The following is a 17,614-nucleotide window of genomic DNA, read 5'->3' on the forward strand; positions in this document are numbered from 1 at the left end:
CGCTCGGATCCGAACCCCCGACGGCCCCTCGGCCGCGGACCCTCCCATCCGATCCCTCTGACACCCCCTCCGACACAGCACGAAGGAACCCACACCTGATGACGGCCAAGGGTCCCGTTAAGGGACACGAGAACGGTGACAGCGGCGCCGACGCCTGGCGGCTGTTCCGGGGCGACGGGCAGACCCGTACGACCGTGTTCCCGCAGGCGCCGCCGTGGCGTCGGTTCGGCGGTTCGGCCGGCGGTGGAACGCCCCGCCCGCGCCCCTATCTGATCGGGCCGGCCGAGGCGGACGTCGTCAACGCCGCCCTGCTGCTGCGGCGGCCCCTGCTCGTCACGGGACAGCCCGGCACCGGCAAGTCGTCGCTGGCGCACGCGATCGCCCACGAGCTGTCCCTGGGCCGGGTCCTGCACTGGCCGGTCAACAGCCGTACCACCCTCCAGGACGCGCTCTACCGGTACGACGCGATCGGCCGGCTGCGCGAGACGAACCTGCGGCGCGACCGGGAGGGCCCGGCGGCCGGAACGGGAAGAGGCGACCGGGCGGTCGCTCCCGAGGAGAGCCTCGGCATCGGCTCGTACGTGCGCCTCGGGCCGCTCGGCACGGCGCTCGTGCCGTCCGCCAAGCCCCGGGTGCTGCTCGTCGACGAGCTCGACAAGGGCGACGTCGACCTGCCCAACGACCTGCTGAACGTCTTCGAGGAAGGTGAGTTCGAGATCTCCGAGCTCGCCCGGCTGCCCGAGGACCACGCGCGGGTACGGGTGATGACGGCCGATCCGCAGACCTGGACGGAGGTCGTCCGGGGCCGGGTGTGCTGCTCGGAGTTCCCCGTCGTCGTCATCACCAGCAACGGCGAGCGGGACTTCCCGCCCGCCTTCCTGCGCCGCTGCGTACGGCTCGACCTGCCGGAGCCGGACGAGGAGCGGCTGCGCGCGATCGTCCGGGCCCATCTGGACGCCGACGACGCCGACGGCGCGGCCGGTTCCGGCCTGGAGGGCGTGGACGACCTCATGCGCGCCTTCCTCGCCCGCAGGGCGCGGGGCGAACTCGCCACCGACCAGCTGCTCAACGCCGTCTTCCTGCGCCGGGGCGGAGTGGACCTCGACGCCGAGGGGCTGCTGGACGCCGTGCTGCACCGGCTCGGCGGGACGGTGTAGCCGGTGCTGGAGCGTGTGCGGGACATCCTGGCGAGCAGCGGTGCGGACCTGTCGTCCGAGGAGCTGCTGGACGCCCTGTGGCTGGCCACCCGGCTGCCCCCCGCGGCGGCGACCGCGCTGGCGCCGTCCGGCGCGCCGGACGGCGCCCCGCAGGCGTCCCCGGCCCCGGCGGGGCCGGCCACGGATGTGCCCGGGCACGCTCCCCAGGCGCCGGCCGGCGACCCGCCCGGCCCGCCGGCCCTGCCCTCCCCGCCCCCCGGGGGGCTCGGCGCCCTGCACGCCGCGCCCGTGCCCGTACAGCGGGAGCACGCCGTCACCGAGGTGCCGGCCATGCCCGTACGCGCTCCCGGGGAGAAGGCCCTCGGCACCGCCGAGCTGCGCCTGGGGCGGGCGCTGCGTCCGCTCAAGCACCGGCGCCCGGACGCGCTGCGCTGGGAGCTCGACGTACCGGCCACCGTCACCGTCATGGCGGAGACGGGGCTGCCCGACGCGGTGGTGCGGCCCGCGGTGACGCGCTGGCTGGACCTGGTGATCCTGGTCGACGACGGCGTCTCGATGCTGCTGTGGCAGCGGCTGGCCGCCGAGGTACGGCTGCTGATGGAGCGCAGCGGGGCCTTCCGGGACGTCCGTGTGTACGGTCTGGACAGCCGCCGCCCCCACGGGCCGATGCTGCGTCACCGGCCCTTCGGCAACGGTCCGGCGACCCTGTCGATGTCCACCGTCGGCGATCCGTCGGGCAACACGCTGCTGCTCGTGGTGAGCGACGGGGTGGGCCGGGCGTGGCGCGACGGGCGGATGCACGCCGCGCTGGAGCGGGCCTCCGCCACGGGCCCGGCCGCGGTGCTCCAGGTGCTGCCGCCCCGGCTGTGGGACGGCTCGGGCATCCGGGCCGAGCGGTGGAAGGTCACCACGCGCCGCCGGGGCGCGGCGGGCGGCTCGTGGCAGATCGCGGATCCCGTGCTGCCGCCCGAGCTCGCTCCCTTCGACGGCATCCCGGTACCGGTCCTGGAGACGACCCCCGAGTCGATCGGCGCCTGGGCCGCGCTCGTGGGGTCGCCGGGCGGCAGCGCCGTGCTGCCGCTGCTGGCGCGGCCGGGGCGCGGCGCCGGGGCGGCGCCCGGGGGCGCGGGCCCGCTGGTGCGCGACGAGGAGCCGGGGTCGGGGGACGCGGTGCTGCGGTTCCGTGAGGCGGCGTCCCCGGAGGCGTACCGGCTCGCCGCGCATCTGGCGGCGGTGGCGCCGCTGCCGGTGCCGGTGATGCGGCTGGTGCAGAGCGCCATGACTCCGGCGGTGGACACGACACACCTGGCGGAGGTGTTCCTGGGCGGGCTGATGCACCGTGACGGAGCGGCGCACCGGGTGCCGCAGCACCACGAGTTCGACTTCCGCGAGGACACCCGCCGCATCCTGCTCGGCACCGTCCCGCCCGCCGAACTGGTCCGCACCACCCGGTCGGTGACCGTCCGGCTGACGCAACTGGCGGGACACTCCCCCGACTTCCCCGCCTGGCTGCCGCACCCGGACGGGCCCGAACGCGTCCCGGCGCACGGCCCCCGGCCGTTCGGCTGGGTGGACGAGCGGGTGATGCGCCGGCTCGGCGTGTCCCCGCCCGCCGCGGCTCCGCCCCAGGCCCCGGCGCCGCCCGCCGCGCGGGAACCTGTGGTGCCGCCGGGTGTCCCGATCACACTCGCCGGGGAGAACTGGGTGCCGGTCCCCCCCGACGACCCCCGGTTCGCCCCGCCGCACGCCCTGCCGTACGACGTGTTCGCCGAGCACCGGGGCGGGTGGCCCGGGCTCGGGCTGTTCCTCGCCCACGACGGCGAGGGAACGCCCCTGGTCATCCGCCGGCCGGAGGACCCCAGGGTCCGCGCCGCCGGCCTGGTCGCCACCGAGGTCGCCGCGCTGACGCGGATGGCCGGCCTCCACGCGCCACGGCTGCTCGCCCATGACCTCGGCTGCGCCAAGCCGTGGTCGGCCGTGGAGTGCGCCCGGGACGACGAGGCGCGACCGGGGCCCGCCCCCAACCTGCGCTCCTTCCTCCACCGGTACGGACCGCTCCACGAGGACGGGCTGCTGGCCGTAGCCCGGCAGTTCGCGGCCGGCCTGGCCCGGGCCCACCGCAGGGGGCTCGTACACGGCTCGCTGATCCCGCAGAACGTGCTGATCGCGGGCCGGGAGGTTCAGCTCACCGGATGGCTCACCGCCAGCGTGGGCGGGCACCGCAGCCCCCATCGGGACCTCTTCCCCCAGCAGCTCGACTACCGGGCCCCCGAACTTCCGGACGCCTCCGCGCCGCCCACCGAGGCCGGGGATGTGTACGCCATGGGTGCCATCCTCCTCGCCGCCGCTTCCGGGACGTGGGAGCGCGAGGGGCAGGGGGACGCGATCCGCCGTGCCGCCGCCGGGTCACGGGAGGGCGAGCGGCGCGACGGCGGCGCTCGGGGGGCGCAGGCCTCCGACGGGGAGCTCCTCGACACCCTGCGCGCCTGCGTCGCGCCCCTGCCCGCGCAGCGGCCCACCGCCGAGGAGGTGCTGCGCGCCCTCAACAGCGTCGTCCATCAGCGGCTGCCCCACCGGCCCCGGCTGCGCGTCGCCCTGGGCCGCGGCGAGTCCGGAATGCCGGTCCATCTCGACATGGCGGGCCCGGAGTCGGGCGGCAGCGGCCCGCACGTGCTGTACCAGGGCGCCCTCGACGCGGGCCGACGGGAGCTGCTGGACACCGTGCTGCGCCAGCTGACCGGGCAGCACACGGCGAACGGCCCGCGGCTGCTGCTGGCCGATTTCACCGGCCGCAGCGGTCTGGACCGGTACGCCGACCGGCCGTCGAGCGGCGCCGCCCTGGGGCTCTCGACCGTGCCGTCCCGGGCGCTGGACCTGCGGGAGACCCTCGCCACCGAGCTGCGCCTGCGCGACGACACGCTGCGGTCGGCCGGATGCGCGGACATCGCCGCGTACGAGACGAAGCGCGGCGCCGCCGCGTCGCCGCTGCCGCTCCTGCCGCGCTTGATCGTGGTGATCGACGAGGTGACGGAGATCCTGCCGCGCCAGCCGGAGTTGAGCAGTGTGCTGCTGCGGGTCGCGCGGACGGGCGGGCGGCTCGGCATACATCTGCTGCTGGGCGTGCGGAACGCGGTGCACCCGTGGTTCGCCAGGTCGTTCCTGGAGTACATCCCCGCCCGGATCACCCTGCGGACGCGGCGGGTGCTGGCGTCCGGGTTCAGCGATGTGCCGGACGGCGGTTACCTCTCCCATGCGGCGTGGCCGCAGAAGGTGTGGTTCAGGCCTGTGCCGGACGAGCGCTGACGCCCGGCACAGAGCCGACGCCCTATCACGGGGGGTGTAACGACGGCTCCTTCTGCGTTCCGCCAAGGCCCTGGCAGCGACCTTGCGGTACCCACGCGATGCCCGGCAGGGCACGCTGCCCGTGCCCTGCGCTGCCCGGTTCTGGCATGAGGCGCGGGTAACGCCCCCCGTAATAGTGGCTTCGCGGACCGGTGGCGCCCCTGTCGGGGCGGGCCGGTCGGCACGTCCAGGATGCCGCACAGGCGTCGGTATTTCATCTGATGCTTCTTCGGGAAAAAAGCGATCAGTTCCCCGGCTCGTCCTCCGGCCGGTCGTGGGTCATCCGCTGCCGCTCGGCGGACAGGGCCCACTGGTAGGACAGGGCGGCGAGGGTGGTCACGCCCCAGCGGGCGCGCAGGTCGCCGAGCTCCTTGCTCAGGGTGCGCAGGCCGATGCGCAGCCGGCGGGCGGTGATGCGCTGGTCGATGCCGGCCGCCGTGTCGATGAGGATCTCGCGCTGGCGGCGGGTCAGGCCGGTGCCGCCCTCGGCGGCGGGCAGGGGGTCGCCGTGCCAGATGTCGGCGCGGCGCCAGGCGTCGGCGAAGCCCTCCGCGATGAACGCGACCAGCGCGCGGTCCACGACGTGCCAGGCGGCGTGGCTGGGGCTGGAGTTGACGATGTGGTCGGGGATGAACGCCTGCCGCCGGTCGACGACCACGCACTGCTGGAAGGGCGCGGCGAGGGTACGGAACCGGCTGCCCTTCGCGGTCATCGTGGTGACCCACGCGCGGGTCGCCGGGTCGTCCCGTTGACTGTCGTGGCACAGCGTGCGCACGGTCACGCCGCGGGCGAGCGCGTGGGCCTCGCGGGCCATGGTGCTGGCGATGAGCTCGGGGCTCCGGGGGCCCCGGGGGCGGGCGGTGAGCAGCTCCGTCTCGGCCCGGCTGATGGCCTCCCCGATGCGGGCGTCGACCTGCTCCGGCTCGGCGAGGAACTCGCTACTGGAGCCGGAGCGCCATTTGGCGCGCTCGAAGTGCACGCCGAGCTCGTCGGCGAGGTCGGGTATCGCGGCCATCCGGGCCGCCCTGTCTGCCATGGCGCGCAGTTCGTCGTCGAGCCGCCGGCGCCCGGCCTCCTGCGGGTCCAGGGCGATGGGCGACCGTGGCCGGTCCGGGTCGACGATGACCAGGCGCCAGGCGACCAGTTCGCGCAGCGCGTCGGCGTCCGCGTCCCCCACGGGTTCGCCTCGGGTGACGCGGGCGTACAGCGACCTGGCGGCGGCCGACAGCACGGGAGCGGCCACCGGGGCCGCGTCCGCCCCGTCCCGAGCCGCCGCGGTCACCCCGAGTGCCACCATCGAGGTCGCCTCCGGCGCCGCACCGGCAGTCGGCGGGGTCCCCTCCGGAGCCATGCCCGGAGCCGGAGCCGGGGCCGGGACCGGGGCCGGAGTCGGACTCGGAGTCGTCGCCGGGGCCGGGGCGGTCGGCGGCGACACGTCCGGCGTCGCCGCGCTCGCCGAGTCGTCCCTGTCCCTCACCCTTGCCCCCGTTTTCGCGGCTGCTGTGCGGCTGCGTGTGTGCGCCGTGCGCATGTACGCACCAGGCAGGCGCTTGATCGCCGACGTCCAACAGGCCAGCGTACCGGTGCGACCCTCCCCGTTCCCGCTTCGCGGGAACGGGCCCGGAACCCGCGCCGTACCGCCGTATGCCCATGAACGGACGCACCCCATGCAGCAACCCGTACCCCGTACCCTCACCCGACCCGTCCCGCTCCCGGCCCTCACCTGTGCCCCGGTCGCGGTGACCGGACCTCCGGTCGTCCCGCAGGACTGATCAGGAACCGTTCGTCACCGCGGCGGCACCGGCCACCCCGGGGCCGCCGCCCGGGCCCCTCGGGAGAACCGTCATGGACAAGGTGGCACTGCGCTGTCTGCTGCGCGAGCGCCGCGCGATGATCGCACCGGAGAGTCACGGGCTGTCGCGCCCCACCCGGCAGGGGCGGCGCGCCCCGGGCCTGTCACAGGCCCAGATCGACCAGATCCTGCACCGTGCGCCGGACACCTACGGCCGCCTGGAGTCCGGCCGGTACACCAATCCGCCGGGCGGTCTGCTCCAGGACGTGGCGCGGCTGTTCGGCCTGAACGAGCAGGAGTGGATCGCGCTGTGGCGGTACGCCCTGGGCCAGGACCCGCCGCACCCGCTGAACTCCCGGGCGGGAGAGGAGATCCCGGGGGTGTGGCGGGCGGTGCTCGACGGCTTCTCCCAGATGGCGTACATCAACGACCGCTCCTGGAACCTGCTCGCCCGCAACTCCCGCTTCGACGCGCTCTTCCCCCGCCGTGAGGTGCCGGACAACACCATGCGGTGGATGGCCGTGGAGCCCGAGGCCCGTACCGTTCTGACGGACTGGGAGACCGCGTGGGCACCGCTGGTGCTGCCCCAGCTGCGCGTGGCGCTCGCCGCCGACCCGGGCGACCGGACGCTCCGCGGGATCGTCAAGGACGTCCTGGCGGACCCGGTCGCCGCCCCCATCTACGAGTCGGCCAGCGCCTGCATCCGGCTGGACGGCGACGAGCGGCCCCTCCGCCACGCGGAGCTCGGCCCCGGCTGGGTCACCATGTGCGCCGCGCAGCCGCTGGCCGCCCCCGGGGCCCGCATGATCCTGCTCGACTTCCACCCCGGTGAGCGCCGCCGCGGCCGGTTCCCGGCGCTGCGCGCCCGCGCCGACACCCAGGTGGTGTCCGCACGGTCCCCGGCCCCGGTCGATCACTGACGAGCGACCTTCCTCGCGCCGCGAGGCCCGGCCCCGCGTGGGGCCGGCGAGCGGGGGCGGCCCCCGGAAGTCCTGACCCAGGAGCCCCCGGTCGCCGCCCGTCCGGGGCGACCGGCCGGTGATATCCGGCGGGGCGAAGCGGGTACGCGTCCGACGTGTGCCGTCACGAGGAAGGGTGGGCACCATGGGCGTCTCCGACGGGTGGGCTCGGTCCGCGAGCCACTTCACGGACCGGATCACCGCCGATGGCCGGGACGGCTGGCCGGTCGAGGCCGGACGGTACCGGCTGGTCGTCAGCCGGGCGTGTCCCTGGGCTAGCCGGTCCCTGGTCGCGCGACGGCTGCTGGGGCTGGAGGGCGCCCTGTCCCTGGCGGTGGCCGATCCGGTCCAGGACGACCGGAGCTGGCGGTTCACCCTCGACCCGGACGGCCGGGACCCCGTGCTCGGGATCCGGTTCCTGAGCGAGGCGTACCGGGCGCGCGAGGAGGGGTACGACGGCGGGGTCAGCGTGCCGGCGATCGTGGACGTGGAGAGCGGACGGCTGGTGACCAACGACTACCAGCGCATCACGCTGGACCTGGCTACCGAGTGGAGCGCGCTGCACCGCGAGGGGGCGCCCGATCTGTACCCCGAGGCGCTGCGCGAGGAGATCGACGAGCGCATGGACGGCGTCTACCGGGACGTCAACAACGCCGTGTACGAAGCCGGGTTCGCCAAACGCCAGGAGAAGTACGACGCCGCGTACGCGCGGCTGTTCGCCCGGCTCGACCAGGTGTCGGAGCACCTGGCCGGGCAGCGCTACCTGGTGGGAGACACGATCACGGAGGCGGACATCCGCCTGTTCACCACGCTGGTGCGGTTCGACGCGGTGTACCACGGTCACTTCAAGTGCAACCGCAACAAGCTCACCGAGGACCGGGTGCTGTGGGCGTACGCGCGTGATCTGTTCCAGACGCCCGGGTTCGGTGACACGGTCGACTTCGACCACATCAAGCGCCACTACCACCAGGTGCACGCGGACATCAATCCGACACGGATCGTCCCCCGGGGCCCGGATCTGTCGGGCTGGCGGGCGCCGCACCACCGTGAGGAGCTGGGCGGCCGGCCCTTCGGCGACGGCACGCCGCCGGGGCCGCCGCCCGGGGACGAGGTCGTCACACCGCTGTGAGGACCCTCGTGCACGGCGTCAGGCGGCCTGCCAGACCGTCGTGGCGTTGCAGAACTCCTTGATGCCGTGGCCGGACAGCTCCCGGCCGTATCCCGAGCGCTTGACGCCGCCGAACGGCAGCGCCGGGTGGGACGCGGTCATGCCGTTGACGAACACGCCGCCCGCCTCCAGGTCGCGTACGAACCGCCGTACGTCCTCGTCGTCGCGGGTCCAGACGTTGGAACTCAGCCCGAAGTACGTGTCGTTGGCGAGCCGTACGGCCTCGTCGAGGTCCGCGACCCGGTGGAGCGCGGCCACCGGGCCGAAGGTCTCCTCCTGGTGGATGCGCATGTCCGGGGTGATGTCGGCCAGCACGGTCGGGGCGTAGAACCAGCCGCGGTCCAGCCCCTCGGGCCGGCGTCCGCCGCACAGCACGGTCGCGCCCGCGCGTACGGCCTCGGCGACGAGCTCCTCCAGCCCGGAGCGGCCCTGCTCACTGGCGAGCGGTCCGACGTCGGTGGACTCGTCCATCGGGTCGCCGACGGTGAGCGCCGCCATGCCGGCGGTGAAGCGTTCGGCGAACGCGTCGTACACGTCGGTGTGGACGATGAACCGCTTGGCCGCGATGCACGACTGGCCGTTGTTCTGGGCCCGGGCGGTGACCGCGACGGCGGCGGCCCGGTCGAGGTCGGCGGACGGCATCACCACGTAGGGGTCGCTGCCGCCGAGCTCCAGGACCGTCTTCTTGATCTCGTCGCCCGCGATCGCGGCGACCGAGCGCCCGGCCGGTTCGCTGCCGGTGAGGGTGGCGGCGGCCACGCGGCGGTCGCGCAGGACGCCCTCGACGGCCCCCGAGCCGATGAGCAGGGTCTGGAAGCAGCCGTCGGGGTAGCCCGCGCGCCGGAAGAGGTCCTGAAGGTAGAGCGCGGTCTGCGGCACGTTCGACGCGTGCTTCAGCAGCCCGACGTTGCCCGCCATGAGCGCGGGCGCGGCGAACCGGATGACCTGCCAGAGCGGGAAGTTCCACGGCATGACGGCCAGCACCGGGCCGAGTGGCCGGTAGTGGACCCGGGCGGTCGCCGCTCCGGCGTCCCGTACGTCGGCGTCGGGCGGGTGTTCGTCGGCGAGGAGCCGCTCGGCGTTGGCGGCGTACCAGCGCATGGCCTTGACGCACTTGGCGGCCTCGGCGCGGGCGGCGCCGATGGGTTTGCCCATCTCGGTGGTCATGGTGCGGGCGATGTCCTGCTGGTCGTTTGCCAGCAGGTCGGCCGCGTGTTCCAGCAGCCGGGCCCGTTCGGCGAACGACGTGGTGCGGTAGTCCCGGAAGGCCGCGTCGGCCGCGGCGAGGCGCCGTTCGATCCCGTCGGCGTCGAGCGCGTCGAAGGTCTTCAGCGTCTCGCCGGTCGCGGGGTTCACCGTCGCGATGGGCATGGGAGTCTCCTCCTCCTCGCGGTCGCCTGTCCGGGCCTCGGTCGCCTACCCGGCCCCTGGTCGTTCACCCGACCCTCCCGTGCCCGGAGCCACCCCGCAACGCGAGCGCCCCGGACGCCCCGGCCGGTCCGTGCCGGGTGGCGCGGCGGGTCGCGGCCGGGGGTCCGGCGGGGGGGGCGGGACCGGGTGGCGGCTCACTCCACCCGGGCGTCCTCGATGTCGTGCAGCAGTTGCTGGGTCTCGGCGGCGACGCCGCCGACCGAGGTGGCCGTCCCGTCGTCCCGGGCGGCCAGCCGCGCCGGCCGCGTCTTGAGCCGGTCGTGGGCGGCCCGGGCGCGGGCGAGCGCGTCGTCCCGCACCCGCTGCGCGTGAGGCCGCTCGTCCCGGTCCGTGAGAGCGGCGCAGTCGGCCTCGCAGGCGTCCGCCAGGGCGCGCAGCAGCGGCAGTACGTCGGCGAGGACGTCACCCGGCGGCGGGCTGAGCCTCGGCTGTTCGCCCGCCATCCCGGAGAGCAGCGCGGTGAGCGAGGTCAGGTGGTCGGCGGCGCGCTCCCAGGCGGCGTCCCACTCGGTGGACGGCAGCTCGGCGTCGGGAAGGCGGCGCATGCGCAGGGCGGGGTTGAAGCGGTAGCTCTCACGCGTCCACATGCGGGCGTTCCGGAGCTGGGTGAGCCGGCCGCTGAGCCGGCGGGCACCGCGGTGCCACTCCTGCGCCTGGCGCGGGCCGTGACCCGCCTCGATCTCGTCGGCCATGACGCGTAGCAGTTGGGCGCAGTCCCGGGGCAGCCCGCACAGCGAGTCGCGGGCGTCGCGCAGGTGGACGGGCGGCAGGACGAGCGCGTTCACGGCGATCCCGATGGCGGCGCCGACCAGGGTCTCCAGCAGCCGGTGCAGGATGTCGAAGCCCGAGTAGGAGCCGTAGACCAGCACGAAGAGCGCGGTGGTGGACGCGTAGATGCCCTGGTCGCCGAAGCGCCCGTAGTTGCCGAGCAGCACGGTGACGGGCAGGACGATCGCCATCGCGGCCATGGTGTCGCCGGTCAGCCGGGCCGCCGCGGCGGCGAGCACGGTGCCGGTGGCGATGAGGACGACCTGCTGGACTCCGGTGCGTACGGAGCGGTAGACGGTGCTCTGCACGAGGGCGACGGCGGTCCAGGGCGCCATCAGCGCGAGCGGCGCCTGCCACCACCAGCCCGCCACCGCCCAGGCGAGGATGGCGGCCCCGGCGGCCTTGAGGGACTGGATGGCCATGTCCCGCTCGCGTCCGGGGCCGGTGAGGGCCCTGCGGCTCGACTGCCCCACCGCGGCGGCCTCCCAGCCGACGCGGCGCCATGCCTCGGTGACCGGTCGTATCACGGAAGGGGCGTACCTCCGGTGGCGTTGACGATCTCCGCGGTGATGTAACTCGCCGCGGAGGAGGCGAGGAAGACGTACGCGGGGGCCATCTCGGCGGGCTGGGCCGCGCGCCCCAGGGGCGCCTGCTTGCCGAACTCGGCCGTGTCGGGCATCGTCGCGGGGATCAGCGGGGTCCACACGGGACCGGGGGCCACGGCGTTGACGCGGATGCCGCGCGGGGCGAGCATCTGCGCCAGTCCCTGCGTGAAGGTGACGATGGCGCCCTTCGTCATGGCGTAGTCGAGCAGGGGCGGGCTGGGCTTGTACGCCTGCACGGACGTGCTGTTGATGACCGAGCCGCCCTTGGGGATGTGCGGCACTGCCGCCTTCGTCAGCCAGAACATGCCGTACAGGTTGGTCTTCATCACCCGGTCGAACTGCTCGGTGGTGATGGCCTCGATGCCGTCCGGCTGCGCCATCTGGAAGGCGGCGTTGTTCACCAGGACGTCGATCCTGCCGAACGCGCCGACGGCCCGCTCGATCAGGGCGCGGCACTGCTCCTCGTCCCTGATGTCGCAGGCCACGGCGATGGCCTTGCGGCCGGCCTCCTCGATCAGGCGGGCGGTCTCGCGTGCGTCGTCCTCCTCCTCGGGGAGGTGGGTGAAGAGGATGTCGGCGCCTTCGCGGGCGTACGCCAGGCAGACGGCCCTGCCGATGCCGGAGTCGCCGCCGGTGATCACGGCGGCGCGGTCCGTCAGCAGTCCGCTGCCCCGGTACGACTCCTCGCCGTGGTCGGGCCGTGGTTCCATCTCCTCGGTCCGGCCGGGGTGCTGCTGTTCCTGCTCGGGGAAGTCGGGCCTGGGGTGGCGCGTGACGGGGTCCTGCGGCCGGCGGTCGTCGGTCATGGCGTTCCTGCCTCCTGGGAGTCACGGTTGCGGTGTCCGGGTCTTCGCGTTCCCGGCAGGCGCGTACCGAATCACCGCGTACCGCCGACCGGCCGCACGCGGCGCCGGTCGATGTCAGGCGGTGTCGACCGCGATGCGGCGTTCGGCGGCGGTGATGGGGACGTCGTTGATGCTCGCGAAACGCTTGCGCATCAGGCCGTGCTCGTCGAACTCCCAGTTCTCGTTGCCGTGGGCGCGGAACCACCGGCCGTCGGTGTCGTGGTACTCGTAGGCGAACCGGACGGCGATGCGGTTGCCGGTGTACGCCCACAGCTCCTTGCGGAGCCGGTAGCCGAGCTCGCGCCCCCATTTGGCGGTCAGGAAGGCGACGATCTCGTCGCGGCCGTGCAGGAACACGTCGCGGTTGCGCCACTCGGAGTCCTCGGTGTAGGCGAGGGCGACCTTGTGCGGGTCGCGGGTGTTCCAGGCGTCCTCGGCGAGCTGGACCTTCCGGCGGGCGGTCTCCTCCGTGAAGGGCGGGAGGGGCGGGCGCTGGGCTGTCATGACGGTCTCCCCCTTGGGCGACGGCGGAACGAAGGTGACGTACGGCGATGGCGTACGACGTTGCCGTACCGTGTCCGCGCAGACGGGTGAGAACGAGCGTTCTCACCTCGTCGAGTACCGTACGAGAACGAGGGTTCTCACGCAAGGGAGTGGGAGATGGACCACGAGGTCGCCCGGGACCGGATCCTGGACGCCGCCGAAACGCTGTTCTACGGCCAGGGCATCCAGTCGGTCGGGATGGACGCCGTCCGCTCCGCGTCCGGCGTGACCCTCAGACGGCTGTACCAGCTCTTCCCGTCGAAGGGCGCACTGGTGGAGGCGTACCTGCTCCGGCGCGACGCGCGCTGGCGGCGCGGCCTCGCGGCATACGTGGACGGCGCGGCCGGGCCGCCGCACGAGCGGGTGCTGGCCGTCTTCGACTGGCTGGGCCGGTGGTTCGGGGAGCCGGGCTTCCGCGGTTGCGCGTTCATCAACTCCTTCGGCGAGCTGGGCGCCACGTCACCGGAGGTGGCGGAGGCGGCGCGCGCCCACAAGGAGGCGTTCCGCCGCTACATCGAGACCCTGGTGGAGGAGGCGGGGGCGCCCGCGACGACCGGCGCGCAACTCGCCCTGCTGGCCGAGGGCGCCATCGTCACGGCCGCCGTCTCCGGCTCACCGGCCCCCGCCGCCCAGGCCCGGGAGGCGGCGCGACTCCTGCTGTTCCCGCGCTGATCCCGTCGCGGCCCGGGGAGCCCCGCCGCCGGGTCCGCAGGCCCCGGGACTCGGTGCGCGGGGCTGTGAGCTGCCGAGACGCGCGCACCGAGGGGCCGCGGGGGCCCCGGGGGCCGCTGCTCGCCCTGCACGCACCGGGGACGGAAGATAGGATTTCAGGCATGGGAGAGCGGCCTTTCACGCCCACCGCGCCCGAGCTGGTCCTCGACATCGATGGGGATTCCACGCTGATGACACCCAGCCGGATCTATCGCGTCGGGCGCGACCCCACGAGCGACATCGTGCTCGCCGATGCCCGGATTTCCTGGCACCACGCGGTCCTGCGGGCCGACGGCGGCCACTGGACCGTCCACGACGACGACAGCACGAACGGCACCTTCACCGACGGCCGGCGGGTGCGGTCCTCGGAGGTCGGCCCGGGCAGCGTCATCCGGTTCGGGCATCCCGCCGACGGCCCGCGCGCCGTGGTGTCGGCCCCCGAGCCGGCCGACGCGCCACCCCGGCCGTCCTCGGTGTCGATGCCCGCCGCCACCGGGGCGTTCCGCCGGCCCACGTCGGTGCGGCCGCTGCCCGCCCGCACCGTACGCATCGGGCGCGGCCCGGACAACGACCTGGTCGTGGACGACCTGACCGTCTCCCGCCGCCACGCCGAGCTGGAGGCCCACCCGGACGGCACGTACTGGATCCACGACGTCGGCAGCCACAACGGCACATTCCTCAACGGCCGGCGGGTCACCCTCGATCGCGTGACCGCCGACGACATCGTGGGCATCGGCCACTCGGCCTTCTGCCTCGTCGGCGACCAGCTGGTGGAGTTCACCGACACCGGTGAGGTCTCGCTCGACGTACAGCGGCTCGCGGTCACGGTCGACCACGGGCGCAGGACCCTCCTGGACGAGGTGTCCTTCCCCGTCGGTGAGAAGACCCTGCTGGCGGTGGTCGGCCCCAGCGGCGCCGGCAAGTCCACCCTGCTCAACGCGCTGACCGGCCAGCGCCCGGCCGACCACGGCACGGTGCTGTACGACGGACGCGACCTGTACCACGACTACGCCGAGCTGCGCCAGCGCATCGGCCTGGTCCCGCAGGACGACATCCTGCACCTCCAGCTCACCGTCCGCCGGGCCCTGGCGTACGCCGCCGAACTGCGCTTCCCCGAGGACACCGCGAAGGACGAGCGGCACGCGCGCGTGGAGGAGGTCATCCACGAACTGGGCCTGGAGGAGCGGGCGGGGCAGGCGATCCACAGTCTGTCCGGCGGGCAGCGCAAGCGGGTCAGCGTCGCCCTGGAGCTGCTGACGAAGCCGTCGCTGCTGTTCCTGGACGAGCCGACCTCCGGCCTGGACCCGGGCATGGACCGGTCGGTGATGCACATGCTGCGCGGCCTCGCCGACGACGGGCGCACGGTCATCGTGGTCACCCACAGCGTGCTCAGCCTCGATGTGTGCGACCGGTTGCTGGTCCTCGCGCCCGGCGGCCGGATCGCGTACTACGGGCCGCCCGGGGACGCCCTGGGGTTCTTCGGGTTCACCCAGTGGCCCGAGGCGTTCGAAGCCTTCGAGAACGACCGCGACCGGGACTGGGCGGCCCTGTACCGCGCTTCGCACTTCCACCAGCAGTACATCGCGGGCGCCCTGAAGCCGCCGCGCCAGGCCGACGGCGGGGCCGGGGCGGAGGCGCTGCCCGCAAAGGCCGTGGAGCCGCCGCCGAAGCCGCAGAGCTGGGGCGCCCAGCTGCGTACGCTGGTGCGCCGCTACGCCGCCGCGCTGAGCGCGGACCGCACCTTCCTCGCCATCATGATCGCGCTGCCGTTCGTGATGGGCGCGATGGCCCGGGCGCTGTCCGAGGGCCGTCTCGGCCCCGAGTCGACGATGAACGTGCTGCTCATCCTGTGCGTCGGCGGGGTGCTGACCGGAGCCGCCAACGCGGTGCGGGAACTGGTCAAGGAACGGACCATCTACCGCAGGGAGAGAGCCGTCGGCCTGTCCCGGTCGGCGTACCTGATGTCCAAGGTGGTGGTGCTCGGCCTGATCACGGTGGTGCAGGCCGTGGTGCTGACCCTGGTGGCGCTGATCGGCGTGCCGCTGAACGTCCCGGGCGGCAAGGGGGTCGTGATGTCGCCGCTCGTCGAGATCACGCTGGCCGTGGCGCTGTTGTCGTTCACGGCGATGATGCTCGGGCTCTTCGTGTCCGCGGTGGTGCGCAAGGAGGAGGTCACCATGCCGCTGCTGGTCCTCCTGGCGATCGTGCAGGTGGTGTTCTGCGGTGGGCTGCTGAAGATCAGCGGGTCGCCGGTGATCGAGCAGCTGGCGTGGTTCGTGCCGTCGCGGTGGGCGTTCGGGGCGATGGGGTCGACGATCGACATCGGGAAGATCGTGCCGGGCGGGAAGACGGCGGACCGGCTGTTCGAGCACACCGCCGCGACATGGCTGTTCGACATGGGAATGCTGGTGGTGCTGAGCGTCGTCCTCGGCTTCGTGGTCGTGCGGCTGCTGCGTCGGCACGAACCCGTGATCATGCGAAAGTAGGCACCGCCCATGGCCTCCGTCAGCAGCGCGTCCACCCCCTACGCCGGCCCGGGTTTCCGGCCCACGCACGTCGTGCCGCGCGACGGCATGCCGGCCTGGGAGGGGCCCGACCCCGCCCGTCCGACGGAGCCCCTGGACCCGTTCCTGCCCGTGCAAGTGCTGGACCGGGTCGGTGACTGGAGTCGGATCCTGTGTTCCAACGGCTGGTCCGCCTGGGTCGACGGGCGGTTGCTGGTGTCGGTGCCGCCCGATCCCCCGGCCGCGGGCAGCGCGACGAGCCGGGCCGCCGACCCCAGGCCGCTGCTCGGCCGGGTGGAGGACTCGCTGGGCCGGTACCGGCGGGCCGCGGAGGAGCTGATGGCGGGGCACACGGACGGCGAGGACTTCCGCCGGCGGACGCGCGGGCTGCGGGTGGGGGTGGTCGTCGACGGCGAGGCGCTGTGGCTGTACGACGCGGAACACGAGCGCTGGGTGTACTGCGACGGGCGGCGGATGACCACCTACGCCGCGTCGAGGGACCCGTCGGCGAGCGCACACGGAGCCGCCGGGGACACGGGTGGCCGGGGGTCCGCCGATGACAGGGGTGACACCGGTGAGGTCGGCGGCGTCGGCGAGACCCCTGAGGACGGTGAGGACGGTGAGGACGGGGCGTCGCGCCACCCGCGTGAGGACGGATACCAGCCGACCCGGGTGGTGGAACCCGAGCGGACGCGGGTGGTGGAGTGGCGCGGCGCGGAGGATGAGCCCTGATGCCCGACGACCGGCGCGACGACCTGCCCGCCGGTCGCCCGTCCGGGCTGATCGGTGAGCAGGTCGCGGACTACCGCATCGAGGGGGAGATCGGGCGGGGCGGCATGGCCGTCGTCTACCGGGCGAGGGATCTGCGGCTCGACCGTACGGTGGCGTTGAAGCTCCTCGCGCCCGAGCTGGCCCGCAACGACACCTTCCGCAAGCGGTTCGTGCACGAGTCGCGGGTGGCCGCCGCGATCGACCACCCGCACATCGTGCCGGTCTTCGAGGCCGGTGAACGGGACGGCGTGCTGTACATCGCGATGCGGTACGTCGCCGGGCGGGACCTGCGCGCGCTGCTGGACCGGGAGGGGCCGCTGCCGCCCCGGAAGGCGGCGCGGATCGCGGTGCAGGTCGCGTCCGCGCTGGACGCGGCGCACGCCCACGACCTGGTGCACCGGGACGTCAAGCCGGGCAACATCCTGGTCGCGGAGGGGACGGACAGCGACCATCCGGAGCATGTCTATCTGACGGACTTCGGACTGACCAAGAAGTCCTTGTCGCTGACCGGGTTCACCAGTGTGGGCCAGTTCGTGGGAACCCTCGACTACGTGGCGCCCGAGCAGATCGCCGGCCGGCCGGTCGACGGCCGGTGCGACGTGTACAGCCTGGCGTGCGTCGTCTTCGAGACGCTGGCGGGGGTGCCGCCGTTCCGGCGGGACGACGACATGGCGTTGCTGTGGGCGCACCAGTACGAACCGCCGCCCGACCTGACGGAGGAGCGGCCCGGTCTGCCGCCCGCCGTGGACGGCGTCATGGCGAAGGCGCTGGCGAAGAAGCCGGAGGCGCGGTACGACACGTGCCTGCGGTTCGTGGCGGAGCTGCGGGAGGCGCTGACCGGGCGGACCGAGCGCCGTACGGCCGTCGTGGGCCGGACCGACGGCCGCCGCCCCGACGACGGCCCGGGTGACGAACACCCACGGGACGTCAGCCGGTACGACGACCGCCGGCCGGACGACATGGAGGCGCCGCCCGAGCCGCCGCGCTGGGCGCGTCCGGTGTTCCGGGGGATGTAGCG

13 protein-coding genes are annotated in these 17,614 nt (G+C 74.1%); 8 read left to right on the forward strand and 5 right to left on the reverse strand.

Going from position 1 to position 17,614, the window contains the following annotated elements; genetic code table 11:
• Positions 1-98 precede the first annotated feature (98 nt).
• Both ABZZ38_RS21315 and ABZZ38_RS21320 read left to right on the forward strand, forming a co-directional pair.
• Positions 99-1,157, forward strand: a complete 1,059-nt coding sequence (locus ABZZ38_RS21315; protein ID WP_356742160.1) for an AAA family ATPase — start codon at positions 99-101, stop codon at positions 1,155-1,157.
• Between the two features lie 3 nt (positions 1,158-1,160).
• Positions 1,161-4,460 carry an SAV_2336 N-terminal domain-related protein gene (locus ABZZ38_RS21320; RefSeq protein WP_356742164.1) on the forward strand — a complete coding sequence of 1,100 codons (3,300 nt, stop codon included), beginning with the start codon at positions 1,161-1,163 and terminating at the stop codon, positions 4,458-4,460.
• Positions 4,461-4,743: 283 nt separating this feature from the next.
• On the opposite strand, the gene ABZZ38_RS21325 is transcribed toward ABZZ38_RS21320, so the two are convergent.
• On the reverse strand, positions 4,744-5,796 hold the full coding sequence (locus ABZZ38_RS21325; protein WP_356742168.1) for a hypothetical protein: 1,053 nt from the start codon (positions 5,794-5,796) through the stop codon (positions 4,744-4,746).
• Positions 5,797-6,344: 548 nt separating this feature from the next.
• On the opposite strand from ABZZ38_RS21325, the gene ABZZ38_RS21330 reads away from it, so the two are divergent.
• Positions 6,345-7,211 carry a helix-turn-helix domain-containing protein gene (locus ABZZ38_RS21330; RefSeq protein WP_356742172.1) on the forward strand — a complete coding sequence of 289 codons (867 nt, stop codon included), beginning with the start codon at positions 6,345-6,347 and terminating at the stop codon, positions 7,209-7,211.
• A gap of 184 nt (positions 7,212-7,395) precedes the next feature.
• Positions 7,396-8,379 (forward strand): glutathione S-transferase C-terminal domain-containing protein, encoded by a 984-nt coding sequence (locus ABZZ38_RS21335; protein WP_356742176.1) that lies wholly within the window; start codon positions 7,396-7,398, stop codon positions 8,377-8,379.
• A gap of 18 nt (positions 8,380-8,397) precedes the next feature.
• On the opposite strand, the gene ABZZ38_RS21340 is transcribed toward ABZZ38_RS21335, so the two are convergent.
• The 4 genes from ABZZ38_RS21340 to ABZZ38_RS21355 all read right to left on the reverse strand — a co-directional run bounded on the left by ABZZ38_RS21340 (position 8,398) and on the right by ABZZ38_RS21355 (position 12,571).
• On the reverse strand, positions 8,398-9,789 hold the full coding sequence (locus ABZZ38_RS21340; RefSeq protein WP_356742179.1) for an NADP-dependent succinic semialdehyde dehydrogenase: 1,392 nt from the start codon (positions 9,787-9,789) through the stop codon (positions 8,398-8,400).
• Positions 9,790-9,983: 194 nt separating this feature from the next.
• On the reverse strand, positions 9,984-11,144 hold the full coding sequence (locus tag ABZZ38_RS21345) for an aromatic acid exporter family protein (protein ID WP_356742183.1): 1,161 nt from the start codon (positions 11,142-11,144) through the stop codon (positions 9,984-9,986).
• Positions 11,141-12,028: an SDR family oxidoreductase gene (locus tag ABZZ38_RS21350; RefSeq protein ID WP_356742186.1), complete on the reverse strand. Its 888-nt coding sequence runs from the start codon at positions 12,026-12,028 to the stop codon at positions 11,141-11,143. Before ABZZ38_RS21350 ends, ABZZ38_RS21345 begins: the two co-directional genes overlap by 4 nt.
• 114 nt (positions 12,029-12,142) lie before the next feature.
• Complete coding sequence (locus tag ABZZ38_RS21355) at positions 12,143-12,571, reverse strand: nuclear transport factor 2 family protein (RefSeq protein ID WP_356742189.1); 429 nt, start codon at positions 12,569-12,571, stop codon at positions 12,143-12,145.
• Between the two features lie 156 nt (positions 12,572-12,727).
• Between ABZZ38_RS21355 and ABZZ38_RS21360 the strand changes: the two genes are divergently transcribed.
• The 4 genes from ABZZ38_RS21360 (at position 12,728) to ABZZ38_RS21375 (ending at position 17,612) form a co-directional block, all read left to right on the forward strand.
• The gene (locus ABZZ38_RS21360; RefSeq protein ID WP_356742191.1) at positions 12,728-13,282 is read left to right on the forward strand and encodes a TetR/AcrR family transcriptional regulator; all 555 of its coding nucleotides are present in this window, start codon (positions 12,728-12,730) and stop codon (positions 13,280-13,282) included.
• 161 nt (positions 13,283-13,443) lie between these two features.
• Complete coding sequence (locus ABZZ38_RS21365) at positions 13,444-15,807, forward strand: FHA domain-containing protein (protein WP_356742193.1); 2,364 nt, start codon at positions 13,444-13,446, stop codon at positions 15,805-15,807.
• Positions 15,808-15,816: 9 nt separating this feature from the next.
• The gene (locus tag ABZZ38_RS21370; RefSeq protein ID WP_356742195.1) at positions 15,817-16,557 is read left to right on the forward strand and encodes a hypothetical protein; all 741 of its coding nucleotides are present in this window, start codon (positions 15,817-15,819) and stop codon (positions 16,555-16,557) included.
• Positions 16,557-17,612, forward strand: coding sequence for a serine/threonine-protein kinase (locus ABZZ38_RS21375; protein WP_356742197.1), 1,056 nt, complete (start codon positions 16,557-16,559; stop codon positions 17,610-17,612). Before ABZZ38_RS21370 ends, ABZZ38_RS21375 begins: the two co-directional genes overlap by 1 nt.
• Positions 17,613-17,614 lie beyond the last annotated feature (2 nt).

Source organism: Streptomyces sp. NPDC006368 (assembly GCF_040612535.1).
In the GTDB taxonomy this organism is placed as follows: domain Bacteria; phylum Actinomycetota; class Actinomycetes; order Streptomycetales; family Streptomycetaceae; genus Streptomyces.